This window comes from Prevotella sp. E9-3, from assembly GCF_022024015.1.
Taxonomy (GTDB): Bacteria; Bacteroidota; Bacteroidia; order Bacteroidales; family Bacteroidaceae; genus Prevotella.
This window is the reverse complement of record NZ_CP091786.1, coordinates 1,841,500-1,865,390: the sequence shown is the minus strand read 5'-3', so window position 1 is coordinate 1,865,390 and position 23,891 is coordinate 1,841,500. Positions and strand designations below refer to the sequence as shown.

Here is a 23,891-nt window from a genome sequence, read left to right as displayed (position 1 = left end):
CTTAACAGATAGAGTGATCAATAAACTCGCTTAGGCCTCTTTAATTACTAGTTTATTTGTTATTTGTCTGATTGATACGTGATGATGCCAGCATATTTCTTGGATTAAGGGCTTCATCGAGTGCCTCTTGCGTCATTAAGCCTTTTTCAAGCACAATGTCATAAACGGAACGATTGGTGTCAAGTGCTTCCTTTGCCACCTTCGTTGAGGTCTTATAGCCTATATAAGGATTCAAGGCGGTCACGATGCCGATGGAGTTCTTTACCATTTCCAAACAGCGTTCGCGGTTGACCGTGATGCCCAGTACGCACTCCTCAGTTAGAGTCTCGATGGCATTCTTCAGCCAAATCAGACTTTCGAAGAGCGACTCGGTGATAATGGGTTCCATCACGTTGAGTTGCAACTGACCAGCCTCTGCAGCGAAAGAAACTGTGGTATCGTTGCCAATAACCTTAAAACACACTTGGTTGACCACCTCGGGAATGACTGGGTTCACTTTACCAGGCATGATACTTGATCCAGGAGCCTTTGGCGGCAGGTTGATTTCATTCAGTCCACACCGTGGACCAGATGCCATCAGGCGAAGGTCGTTACAAATTTTGCTCAGTTTTATGGCCAGTCGCTTCAATGCCGATGAGTAACTTACATAGGCCCCCGTATCAGGTGTTGCCTCTACCAAGTCTGCTGCCGACACGAAGGCCTCGCCCGTCAGTTTCGACAGGTTGGCCGCACACAGTTTAGCAAATCCCGGAACGGCATTCAGTCCGGTGCCTATAGCAGTTCCGCCCATGTTAATTTCATGCAGCAGTTTTACATTACGCTCTAAGTTCAGTATTTCTTCTTCCAAGTTGTTAGCGTAGGCATTGAATTCCTGTCCGCTGGTCATAGGCACTGCGTCCTGCAACTGCGTGCGCCCCATCTTGATGACATCCTTAAACTCGTCGCCTTTGTAGCGGAAAGCACTGATAAGTCCAGTGAGTGCTGCTATCAGACTCTTGTTCATGTGGATGAGTGCCAAGCGAATTGTAGTTGGATAAACATCATTCGTTGATTGTCCACAGTTGCAGTGGTCATTTGGCAAACAGTACTGGTAATCACCCTTTTCGTGTCCCATAATCTCCAGCGCGCGGTTGGCTATCACCTCATTCGCATTCATGTTTACCGATGTGCCTGCGCCACCTTGCACCATGTCAATGGGGAAGTCATCGTGCCACTTGCCATCGATAATTTCGCGACAGGCCTGAGCAATGGCGCTTGCTATCTCATCATTGATAACACCAAGCGTGTGATTTGTCTCAACTGCTGCGAGTTTTACATAGGCAATAGCCTTTATGAAGTCGTGGTACATCGACATGGTCTTGCGAGAAATGTGGTAATTGTTAATGCCTCGCTGTGTCTGTACTCCATACAGCGCATCTGCTGGTACTTTGAGTTCGCCTAACAGGTCGGACTCTGTTCTAAATTTCTGTTCGTTCATAGTGAATTTGTTTTAGATAAAATAGTATTGTGAAATTAATAAAACTCTATCAATATAATAATGTGACGATAAGGTAACCCACGGCTATCGATACAAAAGTGGTTATAAAGCCCGATAGCTGAAACGAGTGGTTTATAACGTAGCGACCTATTCGCGTAGTGCCAGTTCGGTCGAACCCAATAGCAGCAACCTCGGTAGGGTAGTTGGGTAAGAAAAAGTAACCGTTAACTGCTGGAAACAGCACCAACAATATTAAGGGAGGTACCCCCAGTGCCAGTCCTACCGGATAGAGCGTCTTGGCGGTGGCAGCCTGTGAGAACAGCATGATACTGAATATAAAGAGCGGAATGGCGAAGAGCAACGGATAGCTGACAAATACGCCCTCAATGTTTCCAAGAATAACATCTTTATTGCCCTCGAAGAAGGTACTGCCCATCCATGCCACTCCGAATATTGACACCATGGCATTCATTCCAGATGCGAACACATTACCTTGTGCAGCTTTTTTTACATCGGCCTTTCCAACTAATAGAATTAGAGCTGCGATGGACATCATCAACATCTCAATGGTGGCATTCATGCTTAATATCTCACCATGGAAAGAGGGACGCAATTCTGGAAAACTGCCGAAAAGAACAATAAGTAATACACCTAACAGGAAGGCACCAACGGCCCATTTTGCCCGTGGATTGACAGGCTGTTCATTATCCTCATTCTCCACCTCTGCGTTAAGTAGTCCGGCTTGTAGTCGCCTTTGATACTCTGGATCTTCTTCTAATGGTTTGCCTACATGGTTCTGAATCAACGATGCTACAACAATGGCGATGAGCGATGAAGGAATAGTGACCATGAGAATATCCTTGATACCAATGCCTTGGTCGCCAAGTATTGATTGTGAGAGAATTGCAGCGGTAGCTGCCGACACGGGCGAACCAGTGATACCTAATGATGCAGCGATGGTGGCCACACTTATCGGACGTTCTGGGCGCACTTTCTCCTTATGGGCTATTTCGGATATGATAGGTAGTAATGCATAGCATGTATGTGCTGTACCTGCTAAGATGCAAAAAAGCCATGTTGTGAGTGGTGCATAGAACGTAATTCGACTTGGGTGACGACGTAAGAAGCGTGCCGCCATATTCACCATATAGTCTAACCCGCCTGCTGCCTGAAGAGCTGCTGAAGCCGTGATGACGCTCACAATAATGAGCATCACGTCAATCGGTATGGCGCCAGGTTCCAGACCAAATACGAACGTCAGCAAAAACACGCCAACCATACCGTATATACCAAGGCCAATGCCACCCACTTTGGCACCGACGAAAATCATGAACAGAACAACTAATAGTTGAAGCAAAAGGATTAGTGTAAACATATTGTTATGTTATTTGATTATACTTACGGCTTAGCAAATATTAACAAGTTGGTAGCCAATATGCTGCAAATATACAAATAAAATTAACAACAACTATTATTTTGCAAAAATATTTTATTAAAATAATATTTATATAATCACTAGTGTCCGGTTAAATTTTTCCGAACGTTAATTAAATATTTAAATTTCAATGAGATACAGCGATTTAAAAATTTTCCGATTTGATTTTTTATCTTTGTACTGTCTCATATAATAATTTTGTGGAATCATTGTGATAATCGGTAAAAAAAACGTTATAATAATGATGCTCCTGAGGATATCGGGAGGTTTTTTATTGTTTCATTTTTAATCATTATCAACTATGAACAGAAATTATTTCTGGGGGCTGTTGGCGGCGGTGCTGCTGACGGCTTGTGAGAAAGGGTTCGATGAGTTAGGGGAAGGCATGTCCCCTTCGCCCACGGGACAAGTAACCAACTCGGTGCTGCAAGTGCGCACGCGCGGCACATCGCCTAGCGAAGAGGCAACGGTGGCATACCCCGTACAAGTGTATGTATTCCAAGGGGACAAGTGCAAGGCGGTGCAGACCATCGGCGACGAGGGACAGACGCTGAACATCCCGCTGTTGGAAGGGACGTATAGCGTCTATGCCATTGCGGGGGCATCTGCTACGGACTACACGCTGCCCACGAAGGAAAATGCCACTACGACAACGGCATTGACGCTGAAGGAGGGCCGCAGCCTTACAGACCTGATGGCGGCCTCGGCCACGGCAACGCTGGTGGATGGCGGAACGAACACGGTGACATTGGGTATGACGCGTAAGACGATGCTCATTCAGGACGTGACCATTAAGAAGATTCCGACGGCGGCTACGGCAGTCAGCGTGACGATAGCGCCTCTGTGGCAGGCATTGACGGTGAGCGGCGCTTTTGCCAACGCTGGGCAAAGCCAGACCATCGCGCTGACCAAGCAGGCCGATAACCGCACATGGACGCTCCCCTCGCCCTTTGGAGAGGGGTCGGGGGTGAGGCTTCTGCCGCCAAGCTCTCAGCCGGCCAGTGTGAGTGTGAACATCACCATTGGCGGCACGACGAAGACATATACTTACTCCACTTCTGACCAACTGGAGGCCGCCTACAAGATCAACATCGACGGCACGTATACCGAGGCCGTAGGCGTCAGTCTGACGGGAACGATTACTGGCGCTACGTGGCTGGGCGAGCGGACGATTAGCTTTGAATTCGATGAGAACGGCAGCAGCACATCGGGGAATAACGACAACAATGGCGGTGGCAATAACAATAACGACACCCCAAACAACCAAGACAACTTCCCTGCTGCTGGCGACACGTATCAGGGCTGCTATGTGCTGGCGGTATCGGTGATTGACGCGAACTCGGCTGAACTGACGCTGCTCTCTCCCAACGAGCGTTCAGTAAGTAGCGATTCCGACGCCAACAATGCCCTTGCCACCCTCGGCGTGGATGGCATCAGCGACTGGTCGATTCCCAACCAAGCGCAGATGGATTTGTTCTATACCGCTAAGGATGATATTACGCCAGCGCCAGACAGACAGCGCTATCTGTGGCAGGACGGAACCACGATGAAACAACGCTTCATGAGCGACGGGAGCGACAGCAAAGCCAACTACAACTATACCATCTTCCTGCGCCCCGTCGCCACCGTTTCCATCACCAAAGACTGACGCGATATGAAGAAATTAATGTATATCGTTCTCGCCCTGCTATTGGCAGCGTGCGAGAAACCCATCATTGATGATACAACGGGCAAGATGGTCGCAGCCGATGCCAACGTCATTCTGCACTTTACGCAGTACCAGCAAGAGGCATTTACCCGCTCTGCTACCGACATCACCAACCTCTGCTCGCGCCTGAACATCGCCATCTTCGACGCTGAAGGCACGAAGGTGAAGACCGTGGCGCAGAAGGAGGGCGACGCCAGCTACGGCACGGTGGCGCTGAGCCTGGCCGCGGGCACGTACCGCCTGGTGGTCATTGCCCACAGCTGCGACGGCTCGGCCACGATAACCTCGACGGAAAAGGTGACGTTCCCCAACAACAAGGTGACCGACACCTTTTTTTATTATGGGGACTTGGTAGTTGTGACAGAGAAGCAGAGCTACGACCTCACGCTGACCCGCGCCGTGGCCATGTTCCGTCTGGTGCTGACCGACGAGAGCATTCCGGCATCGGTGGCGAAGTTTAAGTTCTATTATCTCGGCGGCTCCAGTACCTTCAGCCCGAAGGACGGCTACGGTTGCGTTCAGAGCAAGCAGACGGAGATACGCCCCGTAAGCACCGACGGCATCTACGAGATATATACCCTGCCGCACACCGAGGAGGACGTGCTGACGAAGCTGACCGTGACCGCGCTCGACGCGAACGACAACATTCTGAAGGAGCGCACGTTCGAGAACATCCCCATCACGCGCAACCAGGTGACGAGATATACAGGTTCTTTTTTCGGTAGCGGCGGAGGCAATTCAACCAACGACGGCACCTTTCGCCTCACCGCCGACCCCGACTGGGACGCCGTCAATGGCTACACCTTCTAGCTTGTCCCCTGCCGCGCGTTCACTTGTCTCCTGATAGGATCGGGAGCCGAGGTTTTTCCGCCTCGGCTCTTATTATTTTTATTCATAGGTGCATTGTTTTCAGAAATAATGCATACTTTTGCAGGCAAAAGACTACAAAAACGCTTAACGATATGTACGAACAGATACAGGAAGATGCGATATTTGTGATGCTATATGCCGTCGTCACGGTGCTGGCGGCGCTGGGCTGTGTTTACCTGTTGTTCCGGCGGGGCAACGCCTTTGCTGCCGACGTCACGCCGCCATTGCGGCTCAGGCGCTGGACGGCTGCGTTCCTGGCGGTCATCGCCTTGGGCCACGTGTGGTACTGGCCGGGAACCATGATGGCCGATGGCGATGCGGCTGCGCTGTGGATGCTCATCGGCGGACTGCTCGACTGTCTGCTGACCATCCCCGTGGCCCTTGTCGTCATGCTCTGCATGTTGCAAGACCGTCGCCGGCCGCTGTGGCCCGTGTGGGTGGCCGTGGCGCCGCTCGTAATCCTGATGGCGTGGAGTGTGGTGACCCGCAGTTACGCCCTAATGCCGTGGATGCAGGGCTATTTCCTGCTGGCAAGCATCGGCTTTATGATATATATGGTGTTCGAGGTGCGACAGTACGGCCGCTGGCTGCGCGACAACTATGCCGACCTGGAGCACAAGGAGGTGTGGCAGAGCCTGCTGGTGCTGGCCGTCATCATGTTCCTGTTCGTCTATTACGTGACGGGCTACGGCAGCATCACCTACGAGTTCATCATCCAGCTGTGCGGCATCGCGCTCGTGGCCTATCTGCTATGGCGCGTGGAGACGCTGCAGGATCTAAATCTTGGATTTCATCCGACCTTTTCCTTGCCTCGGCATAGTCCAAACCTGTTTGGCCTCTGTTCTCGGCTGCATGAAAACGTTCCCATTTCATCGGAGAATATCGTCGTTGCAGACGCTACACCAATCGACGATAGCGATGCGATAGATACGATGATCGCTACGGAAGAGACGGAAGAGGCTGACACCTCGCTGTCCGTTCGCAATAACATCGGGCCGTTGCTCAGACAGCATTGCGAGGAGCCGCAGCTCTATCTGCAGTACGACCTCTCCCTCACGCAGCTGGCCACGCTGATTGGCGTCAACCGCTCGTACCTGAGCAAGCACTTCGCCCTGCAGGGCATCACTTACAACGCTTATATCAACGACCTGCGTATCCGCCACTTCGTCAGTCTCTGCCAGGAGCGTGCCGCCGCGCACCAGCCCGTGTCCGTTCAGCAGCTGTCCCTTGATAGTGGTTTCCGCAGCTACAGCACGTTCAACGGTGCCTTTAAGCAGGTCATGCATACAACGGCGACGGAATGGCTGCGTCTCATCGCTGAGTAGGGTTGGAGTAGCGTTTTGGGGCTGTGATAGCTTCAGAATCGTAAAATCTGCTTCAAAATCGTAAAAAATAACCGGTAGGTTCCCCTTGATTGTCGTTCTTTCAAGGGGAATTTATTATATTTGTACACCAAAAAGGAGAAAACCTTCTGCCGCAAGGTAGGAGGTTTATCTAATAACGACACCTTTACCAAAAGGTCTTTCATTACGATTCAGATCTAACTAAAACAAATGATAAAGGATTCTATAGAAGAACAAAAGCGCAAGACTGTCTGCTGCCCCAAATGCGGACGGCAGACGTCGTTTGCCTTTCCCGGCGATGCCATCGACGAGGAGGGAGAGTTCTACTGCTGCCAGCATTTCGGCTGGCCCTTCCATTACAAATAGCCGACGAGAGAAATTAAATAAGCGATCTTTAACTTACTGAGACAAGATGAAACGAAGAAGGATCACGCGGATGAGACGGATAGGAAGATGAATCCGAATAATCCGTGGTCGAGACAAAAAGAAAACATATATATAATTCACTTAATTATTAACATTTTTAAAACTTAAAAATTATGAAGAAAATTTCGATTAAGAGAGAGCAAAGCCAAGCGGGCTTGAGCTTTGCCGAGCGTGAGAAATTTCGACCGCAGGTCAAAAACAAATTATTACTTCTGCTCGCGCTGCTCTTGACGGCGGCGACGGGCGCATGGGCACAGACGGAAATCACCACGATACCCAATGGTGATTTCGAAACGTGGACTTACGATGGAGAAGATATGCCCAATTATTGGAACTCTAATGCAACATCTGATGGTAGCATGAATGGTATTATGGGCGGCAAACAGTTAAAACGCTCCACCGACGTGCGCCCAGGTTCCTCCGGACAGTATTCCTGTTCCATTTGGACAAAGAGTGTAATGGGTGTGATAAACATAGGCATTTTGACCTCAGGACGCATACATTTTGGTGCTACGTCTTCTACAAGTAATCAAAACTACATCTATTCTGATCGCGATGGCAGCAATACCAAAAATAATTTCACCAATCCCTGCGCCATGCCATTCACAGGCAAGCCTACGGCTATAAAGGTATGGGTGAAGTATGTGCAGGGAGGCACCGGCTATGGCAATTATGCCACTGCCAAGTTCTCTGCCACCATTCATGGCGATGCAGACTATGTAGCATACAACCTGGCTGAACATGACAACGATGACAATAAAGCGTTGGTCGTAGCATCTGCCGAGCAAGAAATAGCCTATAATAATGGCGAGTGGGAGCAAATAACTATTCCTTTCAATTACACGGACAACGATGTCGCTCCTGCCTACATCCTTATCAATGCCTATACCAATGCCTATCCTGGCAAGGGTAAGGCTAATGACTATCTTTATATAGACGACATTGAATTGGAGTATGCAGCCGCCGCCTCCTCCGGCTACACCGTTTCTCTGAAGGACGGCGTGAAGGATGCCGACAAGTGGACGGTGAAGGTGGGCGAGGGCCAGGCCCAGGCGCTGCCCATCGGCGGCCTGAAGGGCGACGGCTCGGAGACCGTGACGCTGCAGTACAACGGACGACTGAAGGTGAAGGGCGTGAAGGCTACAAGCGAGGCTGCTGCTCCCAGCGTTCCCGACGGGGCCCTCAGCGGCGTGTTCAGCGTCAGCGATGGCAAGCAGGTTTATTTCTCCAAGGGTAACCTGCGCTACGCATCGGGCACATGGAGTTTCTTCGACAACCAGTATGACTATTACACAAGCTACAGCGCAGACGCATGGGACAAGTTCGGCTGGAGCACATCTGCAGACACATACGGTATGAATACTTCTACATACAACACTGATTATTCCGGCAACTTCGTGGATTGGGGCGCAACGATGGGCACAGGCTGGTTCACGCTGAGCAAGGACGAGTGGTCATATCTGTTCGACACCCGCAGTGCATCTACCGTGGGCGGCACCGAGAACGGCCGCTATGCCAAGGCTAAGGTAAACAATGTGGGGGGCATTATCCTCTTCCCCGACACCTATACTCACCCCGACGGCGTAACTGCTCCGACAGGTGTCAACGCAACAGACGACACTGGCTGGAATGGCAACAGCTACACCGTTGCAGATTGGACTAAGATGGAGTCTGCTGGCTGTGTGTTCCTGCCGGCTGCAGGCGACCGGAAAGGCTCGAACGTGAGCAATACGGGCACGAACGGCAACTACTGGTCTGCTACGCCTTATGACGGGTGGACCGCGTACCGCTTGTCCTTAAATTCGGGCTTTCTGATGCCCACGAACTCCGGCAATCGGCGCCAGGGGTACAGTGTCCGCCTGGTTCGCGAGGTGGCTACGACCGACGCGGAGCCGGCGAAGGAACCGGCTGCGGTGACGACGGCGCCGACGGGTGCGGCGATTGTTGGCGTTGGCAAGAACACGGCGCTGGTTAGCGGTGGCGTGGCCGACGGCGGCACGCTCTGGTATGCAGTGACCACGACGAACACGAAGCCTGCCTCGACGGATGGCTTCAGCGCCGACGTGCCCACGGCTAAGGACATCACCGCCAGTGGCACGGTATATGTTTGGTATTACGTGAAGGGCGACGACACGCACAGCGACAGCGAGATTGCGGCTACGCCCATTGAGGTTCCCGTGGCCGACATCGTATGGGACGCTTCGAACGCCACCGACATTGATGTCGAGGGCACCTACATGTCATATACGAAGGAGGGCATCACGCTGAGTGCTAATGACGGAGAAGATATATATGCCATGTGGAATGATAACGGAGATCCGAAGACGGATGGCATCAGTTTCCAAGTGTACGCTCTCGGCGGCTTTACCTTCACGGCACCGGCCAGCAAGGTGTTCACAAAGATCGAGATGAAAGCCGTAGGTGATAGTGGTTGGTATAATGCAAATCTCGGCACTGGATGGGCATATTCTGAAGATGAAACGAACAATATTTATAAAGTCACCTGGACGGGCAGTGCCGCCTCGACGGATAAGCTGCTGCCGCTTACTGAAGATTTCGTCGGCGCAAATGTGATAAGCATCGGGTTCTACCTGGTGGATGCAGAGTAATTCCCCCTCTCGCGCGTATATATATATAATGTATAGGAAACGAGAAAAAACGACGTGAACGATGACGACGATGGCGAGAAAGGAGTGCTCCTATGGGGCGGAGAAGCTCAGCCCGAGGCAAAAAACATGGATTTCCGCTGCGGAAATCCGCTGCCCGAGGCGAAAAAACGGCTCTTCCGATGCGGAAATCGGCATTTCGGGGCAAAAAACTTGCTCTTCCGATGCGGAAATCGGCATTTCGGGGCAAAAAGCTTGCTCTTCCGCTGCGGTGAAGCACCGCCCGAGGCTCGAAACTCGGATTTACGCCACGGAAATCGGGATTCGTCGAAGTTTTTCTAACACGAATTACCACGAATTGAACACGAATTTTTCATTAATGATAATTAATGGGCAATTACATGGAAATTATATGTTTAAGATAAACACGAATTGCCACGAATTGAACACGAATTTTTCATTAATGATAATTAATGGGCAATTACATGGTCAATTACATGGAAATTATATGTTAAAGATGAACACGAATTACCACGAATTAGTCATGAATTAAATTAATGGGCAATTAATGGTAATTATATGTTAAAATAAAAATCAAAATTAAACGTAAAACAATATGGCAACTACAAGATTTCATCAAATCAACGCCTTTATCAACAAGGCGAGTCACGCTCCCCACGCCGCCCACCTCTCGTGGATGCAGCGGTTTCAGGAGCGCGTGCAGACGCTCATCGTGACCGAACTGGGGGAGGACTGCCCGGCAATGATCGTCAGTCAGAACACGGCACTCGTGGCCGCCGTACAGGCCGAGGACGTGGCCTACCGCACCATCACGCGCAGCCCGCTGACGGAGCAGATAGCCGAGGCCGACCAGGTGCGCGACAACACCTACATCGGTCTGCGCACCATGGTCGAGGCGCTGGGCCGCGTGGGCACCGCTGCGCAGAAGGAGGCGGCACCCCGCGTGCTGCAGGCCATGCGCGACTATCAGGTGAGCGTGACGGAGAACTACGAGCTGGAGTCCACCCACATCGCCCAGCTCATCCAGCAGCTCGAAGTGCAGCCCCTGTCGGACGACTGCACCACGCTCGCGATAACCTCGCTGGTCGGCCAGCTGAAGACCGAGAACCAGCAGGTGCAGACGCTCATTGCCCAGCGCAACGAGCAGCAGGCGGGCATCGACGCGCAGGCCATGCAGAGGGCCCGCGTGGCCGCCGACCTGGTGTATGTGGAGACGGTGATGGTCGTCAACGCCTTCGCCGTGGTGGAGCAGCAGCAGGGCGCGAGCCCCTACGACCACGCCATCGACGTCATCAATCAGGACCAGGAGTACTACGTGCAGCAGGTGTTCCCCAAGGCCAAGCTGAAGAAGGTGAAGATAACGGACGCGATATCGTTCTACTTCACCACGAACGAAACGTGGAAGAAGGCCGTGGGGCAGCACCCCGACGAGAATGCCGGCTGGACGGTGACGGAGGACAACGAGCTGCTGTACCAGACGCAGCGCCTGCTGGACGCACAGGGTAACGCCGTGGACGCCACGAAGAAGGTGGACGACACGAAGCAGTACCAACTGGAGCAGCCGGCAGAGGGCAGCGACGTAACGCCGGTAACGCCCGAATAGACCCACCCCCGACCTTGAAGATTTTGTCCGCTTAAGGACTAAATCGCCTGCTGAGGGAGGGGAGTGAATAGAATCAAGAACAAAGAAACGAATTAAAACATTAAGATTATGATACAAATTAAAAAAACTATACTGACGCTCGCGCTGCTAATCACGGCAGTCACGGGCGCGTGGGCCGACCAGCTCGCGTCGTCATACTCGTCGAACGCGACGCTCAACGCAGTAACCGTGTCGGCTAGCATGGAAGTCACCATCGCCACCGGCGTGACCGTCACCATCAACAACGGTCTCAACATCACCAGCGGCACACTCACCGTCAAAGGACCCGGCACGCTCGTCGTTAACGGCAAGGCCGGCAGCAACGGCGGCGGCGGCGATACGGGCGGCAACGGCACCCCTGGCAGCGCAGCCATCACTGGCAACATCGTCGTACAGGACGGCGCCACCGTACAGGCTACTGGCGGTAAAGGCGGCAACGGCGGTGCTGGTGACCCGGAAAATGGTGGCCATGGCGCCAATGGTGCCGCAGCCATCAGTGGCAACGTCACCGTACTGGGTGGCGCTACCGTGAAAGCTTCTGGCGGCAACGGCGGCAACGGCGGTTATTCCGAAGCGGAGAACGGCGGCAACGGCGGCAACGGCGGCAATGCCTTCGCAGGCACACTGAACTACAAGGGCGGCACCGTGACTGCCGACGGCGGCAACGGCGGCAGCGGCGGCGGCGGCTACGAGTCCGGCTTGGGCGGCAGCGCAGGAAAAGCCTTTGCCACCTCCGTGAACTTCGTGTCGTCTGATTACATCCTGACGGACGGCAGCAATGCAATCACTGCCACTCAAGTCACAAGCAAGAAAAAGGTTGTCATCAACCCGAAAGTCGCTGTCAACAGCGTGACGCTCTCGCAGACCGCAGCCTCGATGACCGTGGGCGGCGAGACGCTGACGCTGACCGCCACCGTCGCCCCCACCAACGCTACGGACCCGACCGTGAAGTGGAACGTCACCGCGGGCGCCGACAAGGTGAAGCTCTATAAGGACGAGAACTGCAGCACCGAGGTTGGCACAGCCGCCACCGACGTGCTCACCGTCTATGCCAAGTGCCTGGCAGTAGGAGAGGCCACCGTCACCGTCACCAGCAACGACGACGCGACGAAGACCGCCGCCTGCACCGTGACAGTCATCCCCTCCGGCCCCAAGGTCGCCTGGGACAAGAAGACCGGCACGTTCACCATGCCCGGCGGCAACGTGACACTGGAGCCCGAGTACTTCCCGCAGGCCGCGCTCACCGCAGCCCCCACCGCCATCAATGACGTGCCCGCCACCACCGACGGCGCCATCGTCAACGCCGGCACCGTGGCCAACATCGGCGAGACCACGACCGCCCAGGGCACCGTGATGTACTACGTCAGCCCGACCGCCCTCGACGACGCCGCCCTGCTGGCCCTCGCCGCCGACAAGTGGACAGCCGACGTGCCCACCGCCACCCACCTCGCTGAGGGCCAGGCCTACGTCTACTACTACGTGCGCGGCAACGACAGCGACAACGACGAAGAGAACTTCAGCGACGGCGACATCCTGGCCACCAACGCCCTCACCGTCAACATCGCCGCCGAGCCCACCTACGCCGTCACCTTCGCCGACGGCGTCAACCCCGAGCCTCCCGCCCAGCCTGAGTGGACCGCCTCTCCCAACGCCGACGTGACGAAGGGCCAGACCGTCACCGTCACCTACACCGGCACGAAGAAAGTCATCGGCGTGAAGGTGGAGAAGAAGGCAAAGCCGGCTGGCCCCATCACCGTAACGTGGAACTACGATGATATAACCGGCAGTGGAAATTCTTTCACCAAGGACGGTGTCACTATAACTGCCGGCGATATAGACTTCGATGAAAAGAATTTCAAGGGAGGCGGAACATTTACCACCACCCTCGGCAACTTCACCAAGATTGAAGTGACTACATCGCGTTGGCAAGCATCAGGCGAAGGCTGGTCGGGCAGCACCTGGACCGGCAATGCCTCCAGCGTATCGTTCAGCGACGATATTAAGGATCGTGGCGAGGGCACTACCAAGTTTGTGTTCACCATTGAGCCGACGAACTGAACGCCCCCCTCTCGCGCGTATATAATATAAAAGGTATAAACAACATAAAGAAATACAATATATGAAAACAATATCAAGATATATAATGACGCTCGCGCTGCTACTCACGGCAGTCACGGGCGCGTGGGCACAGACGCAGTGGGAAAGCGGCGACTGCACCGTAACACTCAACAACGGCACGCTGACCGTCAGCGGCAACGGTGGCATGGCGGACTACCTTAACTACAGCGACCGGCCATGGGACGGTAACAAAGGAGACATCACCAGCGTGGTGGTGGAGAGCGGCGTAACATCCGTGGGCTTTAATGCCTTCAGCAGCTTCTCAACCATGACCTCCGTCACCCTGCCCGAAGGTTTGACGGCCATCGGCCCTAATGCCTTCAACAGCTGCAGCAGCCTGCAATCAATCACCATCCCCTCGACGGTGACGAGCATCAGCGAAGGTGCCTTCTACGGCTGCTCAGCCATGACCTCCGTCACCCTGCCCGAAGGCTTGACGGCCATCGGCGGTATGACCTTCAGCGACTGCATCAGCCTGACATCAGTCACCATCCCCTCGACGGTGACGAGCATCGAGGATGGTGCCTTCATGGGCTGCTCAGCCATAACCTCCGTCACCCTGCCCGAAGGTTTGACGGCCATCGGCGCTGCTGCCTTCATGAGCTGCAGCAGCCTGACATCAGTCACCATCCCCTCGACGGTGACGAGCATCCGCGATAATGCCTTCGTGTTAAGCTCAGCCATATCTGACGTCAATCTCTACGCCAACCCGGACAACCTGACTTGGGGCGATGCCAGCAGTGACTTCAAGTCAGGCAAGGCCACCCAGTGCCACGTGCTCGCCGAGCACCTGACCGCATACGAGACCAAGTTCGGCTCCAGCGTCAACGTCACCTTCGTGGGCGACCTGCAGCCGCTGGCTACGCCCATCAAGGTGACCCCCGGCTCGTCCGCTAACACATGGACCTTCACGATGCCCGGCAGCGACGTCGTGCTGACACCCATCTACGCCAAGGCAGCCGCATTCGCCACCACGGGCACCGAGCCCGAAGTGAAGACGCTGCTGCCCGAAGCCGCTGAAGGCGTCATCGCCGGCACCGACGCATCGCTCATCGCCGAGGGCACCGGCATCGTGGCCTTCGCCGGAACGAGCACCGAGGTAACGCAGGGCACGCTGATGTATGCCATCGGCACCTCAGCCACCGAGGCCCCCGCACTCACCGCATTCAGCGCCACAGTGCCCACAGCCAAGAACGTCGCTGACGACGGCGCAGATGTCTACGTATGGTACTACATCAAGGGCGCCGACGCCCCCGACGGCCAGCAAGCCACCGAGGAGAACACCTTCAACGACACCGAGCCCGCCTGCCTCACCGTCACCGTGCTCACCAACAAGTTCGACATCACCTTCAAGGCCGCCAACGACAACACCATCGAGGCCGGCAAGGCCACCGTTACTGTCGACGACCAGCCAGCCACCGTCACCGAGGGCAAGCTCGAGGGCGTGAAGATGGGCAGCGAGGTGAAGCTCGAGGCCAAGCCCGGCTACAAGTTCCGCAAGGTGGAGGTGAAGAAGGCAGAAGCAGCTGGCATCGTCAACCCCGTTGTGGGACAGGTTATCGGCAGCGACGGCAATAACTACGACGCTAATGCCACACTGCCCGACGGCGTGACCAAAGTGGCCATGATAGCCTATGTCAGCGGCAGCAACGGCCTGGCACTGGCGCTGACCGATATATCGGGCTATTATACCTGGGACAACTCGGGTACATCCAACAATGGTAAGACTGCTCCCGAGATATGCAGCGCATTGAATACAAGCATGGCCGTAACAGGCGGCACATGGAAGTTGCCCAGCCAGGACGAGTGGAAGCAGATGTTCAGCGCCAATGGCGGCAACGAAGGAAGCTACACCGGCCTGAATACAGCCATCGGCAATGCCGGAGGCACAGCCTTGAATGAGAACGGAGAGTACTGGTCGTCGTCGGAGTTCTATGACGACGCCTGGCTCGTGCGCCTCGAAGATGGCAATGCCAGCTGGAGCGTATACGGTAAGCACTACACCAACCATGTTCGCGCCTGCCTCGCATTCTAACCCCTCTCGCGCGTATATAATATAAAAGGTATAAACAACATAAAGAAATACAATATATGAAAACAATATCAAGATATATAATGACGCTCGCGCTGCTACTCACGGCAGTCACGGGCGCATGGGCTGATGAAGCGACTATCACGCTCAAGTGCGGCACGACAGAGAAGACATACGAGAATGTCACACTGCCCTGGTCAACTACGGCGGACATCCTCAAAGCGGTTATCACAGACTTAAATTTTAATGTTAACATCAATGCCATATCTGGAGGCGATGGTAAAGTCGTAAAATATGGTAATGAGAACTTCACAGTTACCGGCACCTTCAGTGGTGATGCAACGGTTACTGTCACTTATAACACGGGATCATCTGCCACTATAACCGTGACTGCTCCTAGGCCATTGATGACCCTCAACGAGGCCAAGACCGTGGCTACGATGGAGGAGATGCCAGCCAGCGACGTGACGATTGACTACGAGCTGGTGCGCGACATGAGCATCCAGATGACCACCAAGGTGGGCAACGCTGCCGACGGTGCCGACTACCGCATCCGCATCAAGAAGGACAATCAGACCGGTAAGTTTGTGCCCGCCGAGATGAATCCGCAGGCGATGGCAGGCCTGATCACCGTCACCGACGACATTGAGGAGAAGACCCTCACCAACGTGACGGACTACACCGTGAGCATCTTCGCCGTCGACGGTGACAACAATCCCACCGGCGATGCCATCGCCTTCGCCGACCTCGTGCCCGGCCGCTACGTGGCCATCGCCACCGCTGCCGACGGCTCCGCCTACGACGGTGCTACCGAGCAGTCGAACGTCTTCGTGCTCTTCCAGGGCTACGAAATCACCGTACCTGCTGGCGAGTTCGTCACCTACTACAAGGACGAGCCCCTGCGCATCGAGGACCAGGAAGCCGATCTCTACACCATCCAGAGCGTCAGCGCCGACCAGGCCGTGCTGAGCAGCCCCAGCGACGCCATGCCCGCCCTCACCCCGATGCTCATCTACAACAAGAGCCAGCAGGAGAAGGTCATCCTCCTCATCCCATGCACCGAGCCCGACCTCGACATCACCGTAGCACCTGAGTTCCAGGGCACCCTGACCGGCACCACCATCGCCGCCAGCACCGAGGGCCAGACCAACTACGCCCTGAACGGCAAGGCCTTCGTATTCGTGAAGAACGACCTCGCCATCGGCGCCAACAAGGCATGGCTGAGCATCAACACTGGCGTGCCCAGCGCACGAATCACGCTGGTATTCGATGATGAGACCACTGGCGTTCGCCCAATTGACAATGGACAATTGACAATTGATAATTGGTACGACCTGAACGGCCGTAAGCTCAACAAGATGCCTACCAAGAAGGGCGTATACCTCTTCAATGGACGTAAAGTTGTGGTTAAGTGAGAATGAGATTTTAAACCACGAATTTCACGAATTAAACGAATTATTAAGTATGCAGATTATGAACGAATGGCATCTAAAGATGCAACGAATGAAACGAAGAGACTATGGTTTTGAAACAACGGATTACACAGATTACACGGATTAAATATTTATCCAAATAAAAACAATCCGATAAATCCGTTAAATCCGTTGTCGAAAGAAAAACGATAATTAAAGAATGAAACAAATTGCAACGCGCAGCAAGAATCGCCGGCGATTCTATTTGTGAAATTCGATAATAATTCAGAACTACAGAAGAAGAATTCGTTTAATTCGTGCAATTCGTGGTCGAAGAAAAAACGATAATTAAAGTATTTATGAATATGAAGAAAAAGATATTTAGTTTACTCGTGCTGCTGGTGACGGCAGTGACGGGAGCGTGGGCGGCAGACACGTACACCGTGGCCGGCAACAACTCAGCCATGTTTGGCACGGCTTGGGATCCTACTAACACCGCCAATGACATGACGAAGAACGATGATGGCACCTACAGCATCACCTACACCAACGTCTATCTCGAAGATGATGTGCAATACAAGGTCGTGAAGGATCACAGCTGGAATGAGGCATATCCTGATGGTGATAACCACGTTATCGATATCGCCAAGGCTGGCACCTACACCTTGACCATACACTTCAACCCAAATACCCATGAAGTATATGAGACGATGCCTGGCGTCGCTCCGACCTACGACCTCAAGGTGGGCACGAACGCTCAGGGTAGCGTGAAGTTCTACGTAGCAGAAACCGAAGTGACAAAGGCTGAGGAAGGCGCCACCGTAACGGTAGCAATCGAGCCCAACACGGGCTGGAGCACCGGAAGCATCAAGGGCCTGTGGTATGCCGCTGGCAGCGCCAAGGCTCCCCGCCGCGTACAGGGCAACATCGACCTGCTGAAGGACTTTGAGCTGGAGCCCGTAGAGGGCAACCCCAACGCCTTCACCTTCGTGATGAAGCGCGCCAACGCCGAGATCTCGGTGAGCTACCGCAAGCTGCTGACCCACACCGACATCAGCTTCGAGGACATCGCAGCCGTGACCTACACCGGCCAGGCACTGACACCCGACGTCACCGTGAAGGACGGCGAGACCGTTCTTACCAAGGACACCGACTTCAGCGTGAGCTACGAGAGCAACGAGAACGTCGGCACAGGTAAGGCTACCATCGTGGGTATCGGCCTCTATAGCGGACAGGTGGAGAAGACATTCACCATCAACAAGGCCGACATCACACCGACGGCTCCCACTGCCCTTGAGAACCTGGCCTACAACACACAGGCTCAGACGCTGATCAGTGCCGGACAGGCCGAGGGCGGCGAGATGCAGTACTCGCTGGACGGACAGACCTATGCTACCACCCTGCCACAAGGCACGAACGCCGGAAGCTACACCGTATTCTACAAGGTGGTGGGCGATGCCAACCACAACGACGTGGCCCCCGCATTCATCAACGTGGCCATCTACAAGGCTGCACTGACCAACGTGCTGCTGGAGCAGACCAATCTGGTGTACAACCAGCAGGAGCAGTCGCCCATCATTACCAGCGTGAAGGCCGGTGAACTGGTGGTGCCCGCAACTGACTATACCGTTTCTGGTTCTGCCACCAACGTAGGTACTTACACCATGACCGTTATGGCCAAGGAGAGCGCTGATAACTTCACGGGTACGGCAACGGCTCAGTACAGCATCGTGGCTGCCGACGCCAACCTGTTCAACATCACGCTGGGCACGAGCACATTTACCTTTAACGGCACAGAGCTGAAGCCCACCGTAACCGTAAAGGACGGAGAGGCTACCCTCGTGGAGAATACCGACTACACGCTGGCTTTCACCAACAACGTGAACGTGGGTACGGCTACCGTTACCGCAACGGGTATCGGTAACTACAGCGGCACGAAGACCGCTACCTACACCATCATTAAGGCTGACATCACACCGACCGCTCCTACTGCACAGACCGGACTCGTCTATACCACCCAGCCACAGGCGCTGATTGCTGCCGGACAGGCACAGGGCGGTGAGATGCTGTACTCACTCGACAACGAGACTTGGAGCACGAACATTCCTACTGGCACCGAAGCCAAGGAATACACCGTTTACTACAAGGTGGTGGCCGATGCCAACCACAACGACGTGGCTGCACAGAACTTCAAGGTGACCATCGACAAGGCCACCCTGACCGCCGCTACGCTGACCGAGACGAACTTCATCTACAACCAGCAGGAGCAGACCGCACTGGCGGCTATCGTCAGCGCCGGAGCTATCACCGTTCCCGATGCAGGCTACGAGATTGCCGACAACAAGGCCACGAACGTGGGCAACTACACCGCCACGCTGACCGGTAAGGGCAACTTCAAGGGCTCTGTAACCGCAAACTGGAGCATCGTGGCTGCCAACGCCAACCTGTTCAACATCACGCTGGGCACAAACGAGTACACCTACGACGGCACAGCCAAGACGCCTACCGTAACCGTTAAGGACGGAGAGGCTACCCTCGTGGAGAATACCGACTACACGCTGGCTTACACCGCCAACACGAACGCCGGAACCGCTACCGTTACCGTAACAGGTAAGGGCAACTACAGCGGCACAAAGACGGCTACCTTCACCATCAAGACCGCCGACATCACCCCGACCGCTCCTACAGCAAAGACAGGGTTGGTGTTCAACGCACTGCCTCAGACGCTGATTTCCGCAGGTAGCGCACAGGGCGGCGAGATGCAGTACTCTCTCGACAACGTGAACTACTCTACTTCTCTGCCTTCGGGCTTCGAGGCCAAGGAATACACCGTTTACTACAAGGTGGTGGCCGATGCCAACCACAACGACGTGGCTGCACAGAGTTTCAAGGTGACCATCGCACAGGCCGAACTGACCGAACTGATACTGGCTCAGACCACTCTGACCTACAACCAGCAGGAGCAGACCGTGGCCGTGGCAAGCGTGAAGGCAGGCAATCTGCCTGTGGCTGCCGACAGCTACGAAGTGAGCGGCAACAAGGGCACAAACGTAGACGAATACACCGTAACCGTTACAGGTAAGGGCAACTTCAAGAACACGGCTACTGCCAAGTTCACCATCGTTCCTGCCGAGGCCGAGGCTGAGTTCGAGATTACGCTGGGTACAACCGAGTACATCTACGACGGCACAGCCAAGACGCCCGCCGTAACCGTGAAGGACGGTTCAGCCGTCCTTGTCGAGGGCACCGACTACACGCTGGCTTACACCGCCAACACGAACGCCGGAACCGCTACCGTTACCGCAACAGGTAAGGGTAACTACAGCGGCACGCAGACGGCTACCTTCACCATCAAGCCCGCTACGCTGACCAGCGTAACGCTCGCTCAGACAGAGTTCCAGTACAACCTGTTTACACCGGTGGCTCAGACAGCAGGCATCGCTGAGGTGAAGGCCGGCAATCTGATTGTTCCTGCCGAACAGTACGAGGTAGAGGGCAACACACAGACCGAGCCGGGCACGTACACCGTGACCGTAACGGGTAAGACCAACTTCCAGGGCAGCGTAACGGCAGACTTCGTCATCAAGGACCAAGTGGTTGACGGCGAAGGCGAGAAGACCGAGAGCGGCGAGGAAGTGGACGACATCGATATGACGGTGAGCGTGGTGGACCGCACCCAGCAGACACTGAACATCGACGAGATTACTGGCGGAACAGCCAGCGGCGAGGGTATCACCGTGGAGATTCCCGCCACCGTCAACGGCTGGACCGTGGTTTCTGTCAGCGCCAACGCCATGAACAGCATGAACAACGTGACCGACATCGTCATGCCCGACACGGAGAAACCTATCGAGATTGAGGCAGGCGCATTCCCCGGCACGGCTACCATCCACACCACACTGGCTATGCTCGACGACTACGCCCTGATGGCAAGCCTGAAGGACAACTACGAGGCTACGAAGGTGGTTTGCACCGTGACTCCCGCGAACAAGTACTGGACGCTGGGTACTGGCTGTGATGTCATCATCCCCGACGGCATCGACGTTTACACCGTGCAGGTGAAGAACAGCGCCGAGGTGGCTACGGAGATTGTGCCCGAAGACCAACTGAAGTACGGCAACGAGCGCATCATCAAGGCTAACAACGGCGTGCTGCTGCTTGGCACCGCCGGACAGACCTACGACCTGGTGGCTTACAGCGGACGCATCGCCAGCGGTATGCCCGTGGCAACGAGCGACAACAAGGACTATGGTCAGAAGAACTGCCTGGAGCCCGTCATCGAGAAGAAGCACTACGACAGCGGCCACTACTTCGTGCTGCAGAACAACGAGTTCCACAGCATCCTGGCTGAGGGCGACGAGGTGAAGGTACCTGCCGGAAAGGCTGTGCTGCACCTGGGCAACGACCAGGCCGGTGCTAACTCTCGCGTGCTGAAGATAGATGCTGAAGCCACTGGTATTGAGAGTGTAGAGTTGAGAACTGAGAACGGAGAGTTTGCTACCGCAACATGGTACACACTCGATGGCCGCAAGCTCAACGCTAAGCCAACGACAAAGGGCATGTACATCCTCAACGGACGTAAGGTCGTTGTCAAGTGAGAATGAGAATAAAACCACGAATTTCACGAATGAAACGAATTATTAAGTATGAAGATTATGAACGAATAGCATCTAAAGATGCAACGAATTAAACAAATTGCAACGCGCAGCAAGAATCGCCGGCGATTCTATTTGTGAAATTCGATAATAATTCAGAACTACAGAAGAAGAATTCGTTCAATTCGTGCAATTCGTGGTCGAAAGAAAAAATTTAATGTTTAGTATTAAATACTAATTTATATGAACAAAAAGACAATTATGCTGACACTGGCGCTGGCCCTCGTAGGGGCTGCGCCAACACAGGCGCAGACAACGAGAGACTCGGTGGCCTTCCAGCCACACTGGTTCGTCCAGCCCCAGGTGGGCGTGGGCTACCACGTGGGCGAAGCCAAGTTCTCGAAGCTGCTGTCGCCTGCTGCCGCGCTTAGCGTGGGCCGTCAGTTCTCGCCGGTCTTCGGCCTGCGCCTCGGTGCGTCGGGCTGGGAGGCTCGCAACTGGCAGACACACCCCGTGGCAGAGTATAAATGGAACTATGTGCAGGCCAATCTGGACGCTACGGTGTCGCTGACCAACCTCATCTGGGGATGGAACGCAGACCGTAAGTGGAACATCTACGGACTGGCTGGCGTGGGACTGAACATCGCTTCGAGCAACGACGACGCCAACCGTCTGGCAGCAACGGCGACGGCTCCGGGACTGCCTAACGGCGGATTCCAGAACCTATGGGACGGCACGAAGCTGTTCCCCGCAGGACGCATCGGCGGCGGCATCGAGTATGATCTCTCTGAGCGCGTGGCGCTCGGTCTGGAGTACAACGCCAATGTGCTGCCCGACAAGTGGAACTCGAAGAAAGGCAAGAGCGACAACCTCGACTGGCAGCAGAACCTGCTGGTGGGCGTGAAGATTGCCTTAGGTCCCACGCGCAAGCACATCAAGATTGAGGAGCCTCTGCCTGTAGTGGAGCCTGAGCCCGTGGTCGAGAAGAAACCCGAACCGGTGGTCGAGAAGAAACCCGAGCCCGTCATCGAGAAGAAGCCTGAGCCCGTCATCGAGAAGAAGCCTGAACTCAAGGAGGTGAAGGTTTACTTCCGCTTCAGTTCATCGCGCATCCTGCCTTCCGAGGAATCGAAGATTGACGAGATTGCCGAATACATGAAGGCGCATCCCGACAAGCACCTCACTGTGACAGGCTGGGCCAGCCGCACCGGTAAGTGGCAGTACAACCTGAAACTCTCGCGCTGGCGTGCCAATGCCGTGAAGAAGGCGCTCGTGGCCCGTGGCGTCGATGCTTCGCGCATCAAGACCGAGGGTAAGGGCGAACGTGGCAAGGGCGACGACAAGGAAGACCGAGCTGCGGTAGCCGTTACAATTGAAAATTAAGAATTGATAACTAAAAAACAATACGATATGAAAAAGAACATTTTTTATGCATTGATGATGCCCGCACTGATGCTGGGCGCAGTGTCCTGCACAGACTATCAGGACGATATTGACAAGTTGGGTGCCGAGAATGATGCCCTGCGCAGTTATAACAACCAGACCATCTCGCAGTTGAACAGCGTGGTGTTCCAGACCGAGGAGGGCGTGGTGAACATCACTGTGGATCAGCCGGCTGCTGCTACCATCGTCTATGAGGTAGAGCCCAAGGAGCTCGCTTCTACACTGGCAGCAGACATCACCCATCTGAAGTTCGTGACTCAGCATGATGCTGCCATGGCCATCACCGCCGCTGCAGGCGATGATGCCAAGGGTACGCTGACCGTCACCGCTACACCCAGCGGCTTCGACGGCAGCAAGGACTATAGCCTGTCGCTGATTTACAGCGAGGACGCTCGTTCGTACCAGACCGCCTACACGCCTGTGTATGTCATCACGCATCCCACTGCCGGCAGCCTGGCTATCACCATCCCCACCACCTCTGGCGGTAAGTATGCCGTGGGTGCCAACTATCAACTCAGCGCTGTGTTCACACCTGCTTACATCACCGAGACCGGCGTGACCTGGAGCGTGGACGATACCACGCTGGCCACCATCAGTGAGGACGGTGTGTTCACCCCGATTAAGAACGGCACGGTGACCATCACCTGCACCTCGAAGGACAACCCCGCAGTGAGTGCCACTGTCACCATTGAGATTACTGGCGGCAACATTCCTCTGGACGAGGGTGGTGTCAGCCAAGGCGGTGCCGAATAAGCATAAACAA

At 54.6% G+C, this 23,891-nt stretch carries 15 protein-coding genes; 13 read left to right on the top strand and 2 right to left on the bottom strand.

The window, feature by feature from the left end; genetic code table 11:
- Window positions 1-52 precede the first annotated feature (52 nt).
- Window positions 53-1,477, bottom strand: a complete 1,425-nt coding sequence (aspA, locus tag L6475_RS06845) for an aspartate ammonia-lyase (protein WP_237823947.1) — start codon at window positions 1,475-1,477, stop codon at window positions 53-55.
- Between the two features lie 49 nt (window positions 1,478-1,526).
- A complete protein-coding gene (locus L6475_RS06840; RefSeq protein WP_237823945.1) occupies window positions 1,527-2,852 on the bottom strand; it encodes an anaerobic C4-dicarboxylate transporter family protein in 1,326 nt (441 codons plus the stop codon).
- A 361-nt stretch (window positions 2,853-3,213) separates the two neighbouring features.
- Here L6475_RS06840 and L6475_RS14570 point away from each other — a divergent pair, with 361 nt between their 5' ends.
- From L6475_RS14570 to L6475_RS06775, 13 genes are all read left to right on the top strand, one after another.
- Window positions 3,214-4,560: a FimB/Mfa2 family fimbrial subunit gene (locus tag L6475_RS14570; RefSeq protein ID WP_370641668.1), complete on the top strand. Its 1,347-nt coding sequence runs from the start codon at window positions 3,214-3,216 to the stop codon at window positions 4,558-4,560.
- A 6-nt stretch (window positions 4,561-4,566) separates the two neighbouring features.
- Window positions 4,567-5,430, top strand: coding sequence for a FimB/Mfa2 family fimbrial subunit (locus L6475_RS06830; protein WP_237823940.1), 864 nt, complete (start codon window positions 4,567-4,569; stop codon window positions 5,428-5,430).
- Window positions 5,431-5,582: 152 nt separating this feature from the next.
- On the top strand, window positions 5,583-6,815 hold the full coding sequence (locus L6475_RS06825) for a helix-turn-helix domain-containing protein (protein WP_237823937.1): 1,233 nt from the start codon (window positions 5,583-5,585) through the stop codon (window positions 6,813-6,815).
- Window positions 6,816-7,043: 228 nt separating this feature from the next.
- The gene (locus tag L6475_RS06820; RefSeq protein WP_237823935.1) at window positions 7,044-7,199 is read left to right on the top strand and encodes a hypothetical protein; all 156 of its coding nucleotides are present in this window, start codon (window positions 7,044-7,046) and stop codon (window positions 7,197-7,199) included.
- Between the two features lie 173 nt (window positions 7,200-7,372).
- Window positions 7,373-9,868, top strand: coding sequence for a hypothetical protein (locus L6475_RS06815; protein ID WP_237823933.1), 2,496 nt, complete (start codon window positions 7,373-7,375; stop codon window positions 9,866-9,868).
- 70 nt (window positions 9,869-9,938) lie between these two features.
- Window positions 9,939-10,418: a hypothetical protein gene (locus L6475_RS06810; protein ID WP_237823931.1), complete on the top strand. Its 480-nt coding sequence runs from the start codon at window positions 9,939-9,941 to the stop codon at window positions 10,416-10,418.
- Window positions 10,419-10,481: 63 nt separating this feature from the next.
- Window positions 10,482-11,489, top strand: coding sequence for a DUF6261 family protein (locus L6475_RS06805; protein ID WP_237823929.1), 1,008 nt, complete (start codon window positions 10,482-10,484; stop codon window positions 11,487-11,489).
- A 108-nt stretch (window positions 11,490-11,597) separates the two neighbouring features.
- Window positions 11,598-13,586, top strand: a complete 1,989-nt coding sequence (locus L6475_RS06800; RefSeq protein ID WP_237823927.1) for a hypothetical protein — start codon at window positions 11,598-11,600, stop codon at window positions 13,584-13,586.
- Between the two features lie 61 nt (window positions 13,587-13,647).
- Window positions 13,648-15,681 (top strand): leucine-rich repeat protein, encoded by a 2,034-nt coding sequence (locus L6475_RS06795; protein WP_237823925.1) that lies wholly within the window; start codon window positions 13,648-13,650, stop codon window positions 15,679-15,681.
- A 404-nt stretch (window positions 15,682-16,085) separates the two neighbouring features.
- Window positions 16,086-17,093 (top strand): hypothetical protein, encoded by a 1,008-nt coding sequence (locus L6475_RS06790; RefSeq protein WP_237823922.1) that lies wholly within the window; start codon window positions 16,086-16,088, stop codon window positions 17,091-17,093.
- 362 nt (window positions 17,094-17,455) lie between these two features.
- Window positions 17,456-21,688, top strand: a complete 4,233-nt coding sequence (locus L6475_RS06785) for a hypothetical protein (protein ID WP_237823919.1) — start codon at window positions 17,456-17,458, stop codon at window positions 21,686-21,688.
- 240 nt (window positions 21,689-21,928) lie between these two features.
- The gene (locus L6475_RS06780) at window positions 21,929-23,068 is read left to right on the top strand and encodes an OmpA family protein (RefSeq protein WP_370641667.1); all 1,140 of its coding nucleotides are present in this window, start codon (window positions 21,929-21,931) and stop codon (window positions 23,066-23,068) included.
- 27 nt (window positions 23,069-23,095) lie between these two features.
- Window positions 23,096-23,881 carry an Ig-like domain-containing protein gene (locus L6475_RS06775; RefSeq protein ID WP_237823917.1) on the top strand — a complete coding sequence of 262 codons (786 nt, stop codon included), beginning with the start codon at window positions 23,096-23,098 and terminating at the stop codon, window positions 23,879-23,881.
- Window positions 23,882-23,891 lie beyond the last annotated feature (10 nt).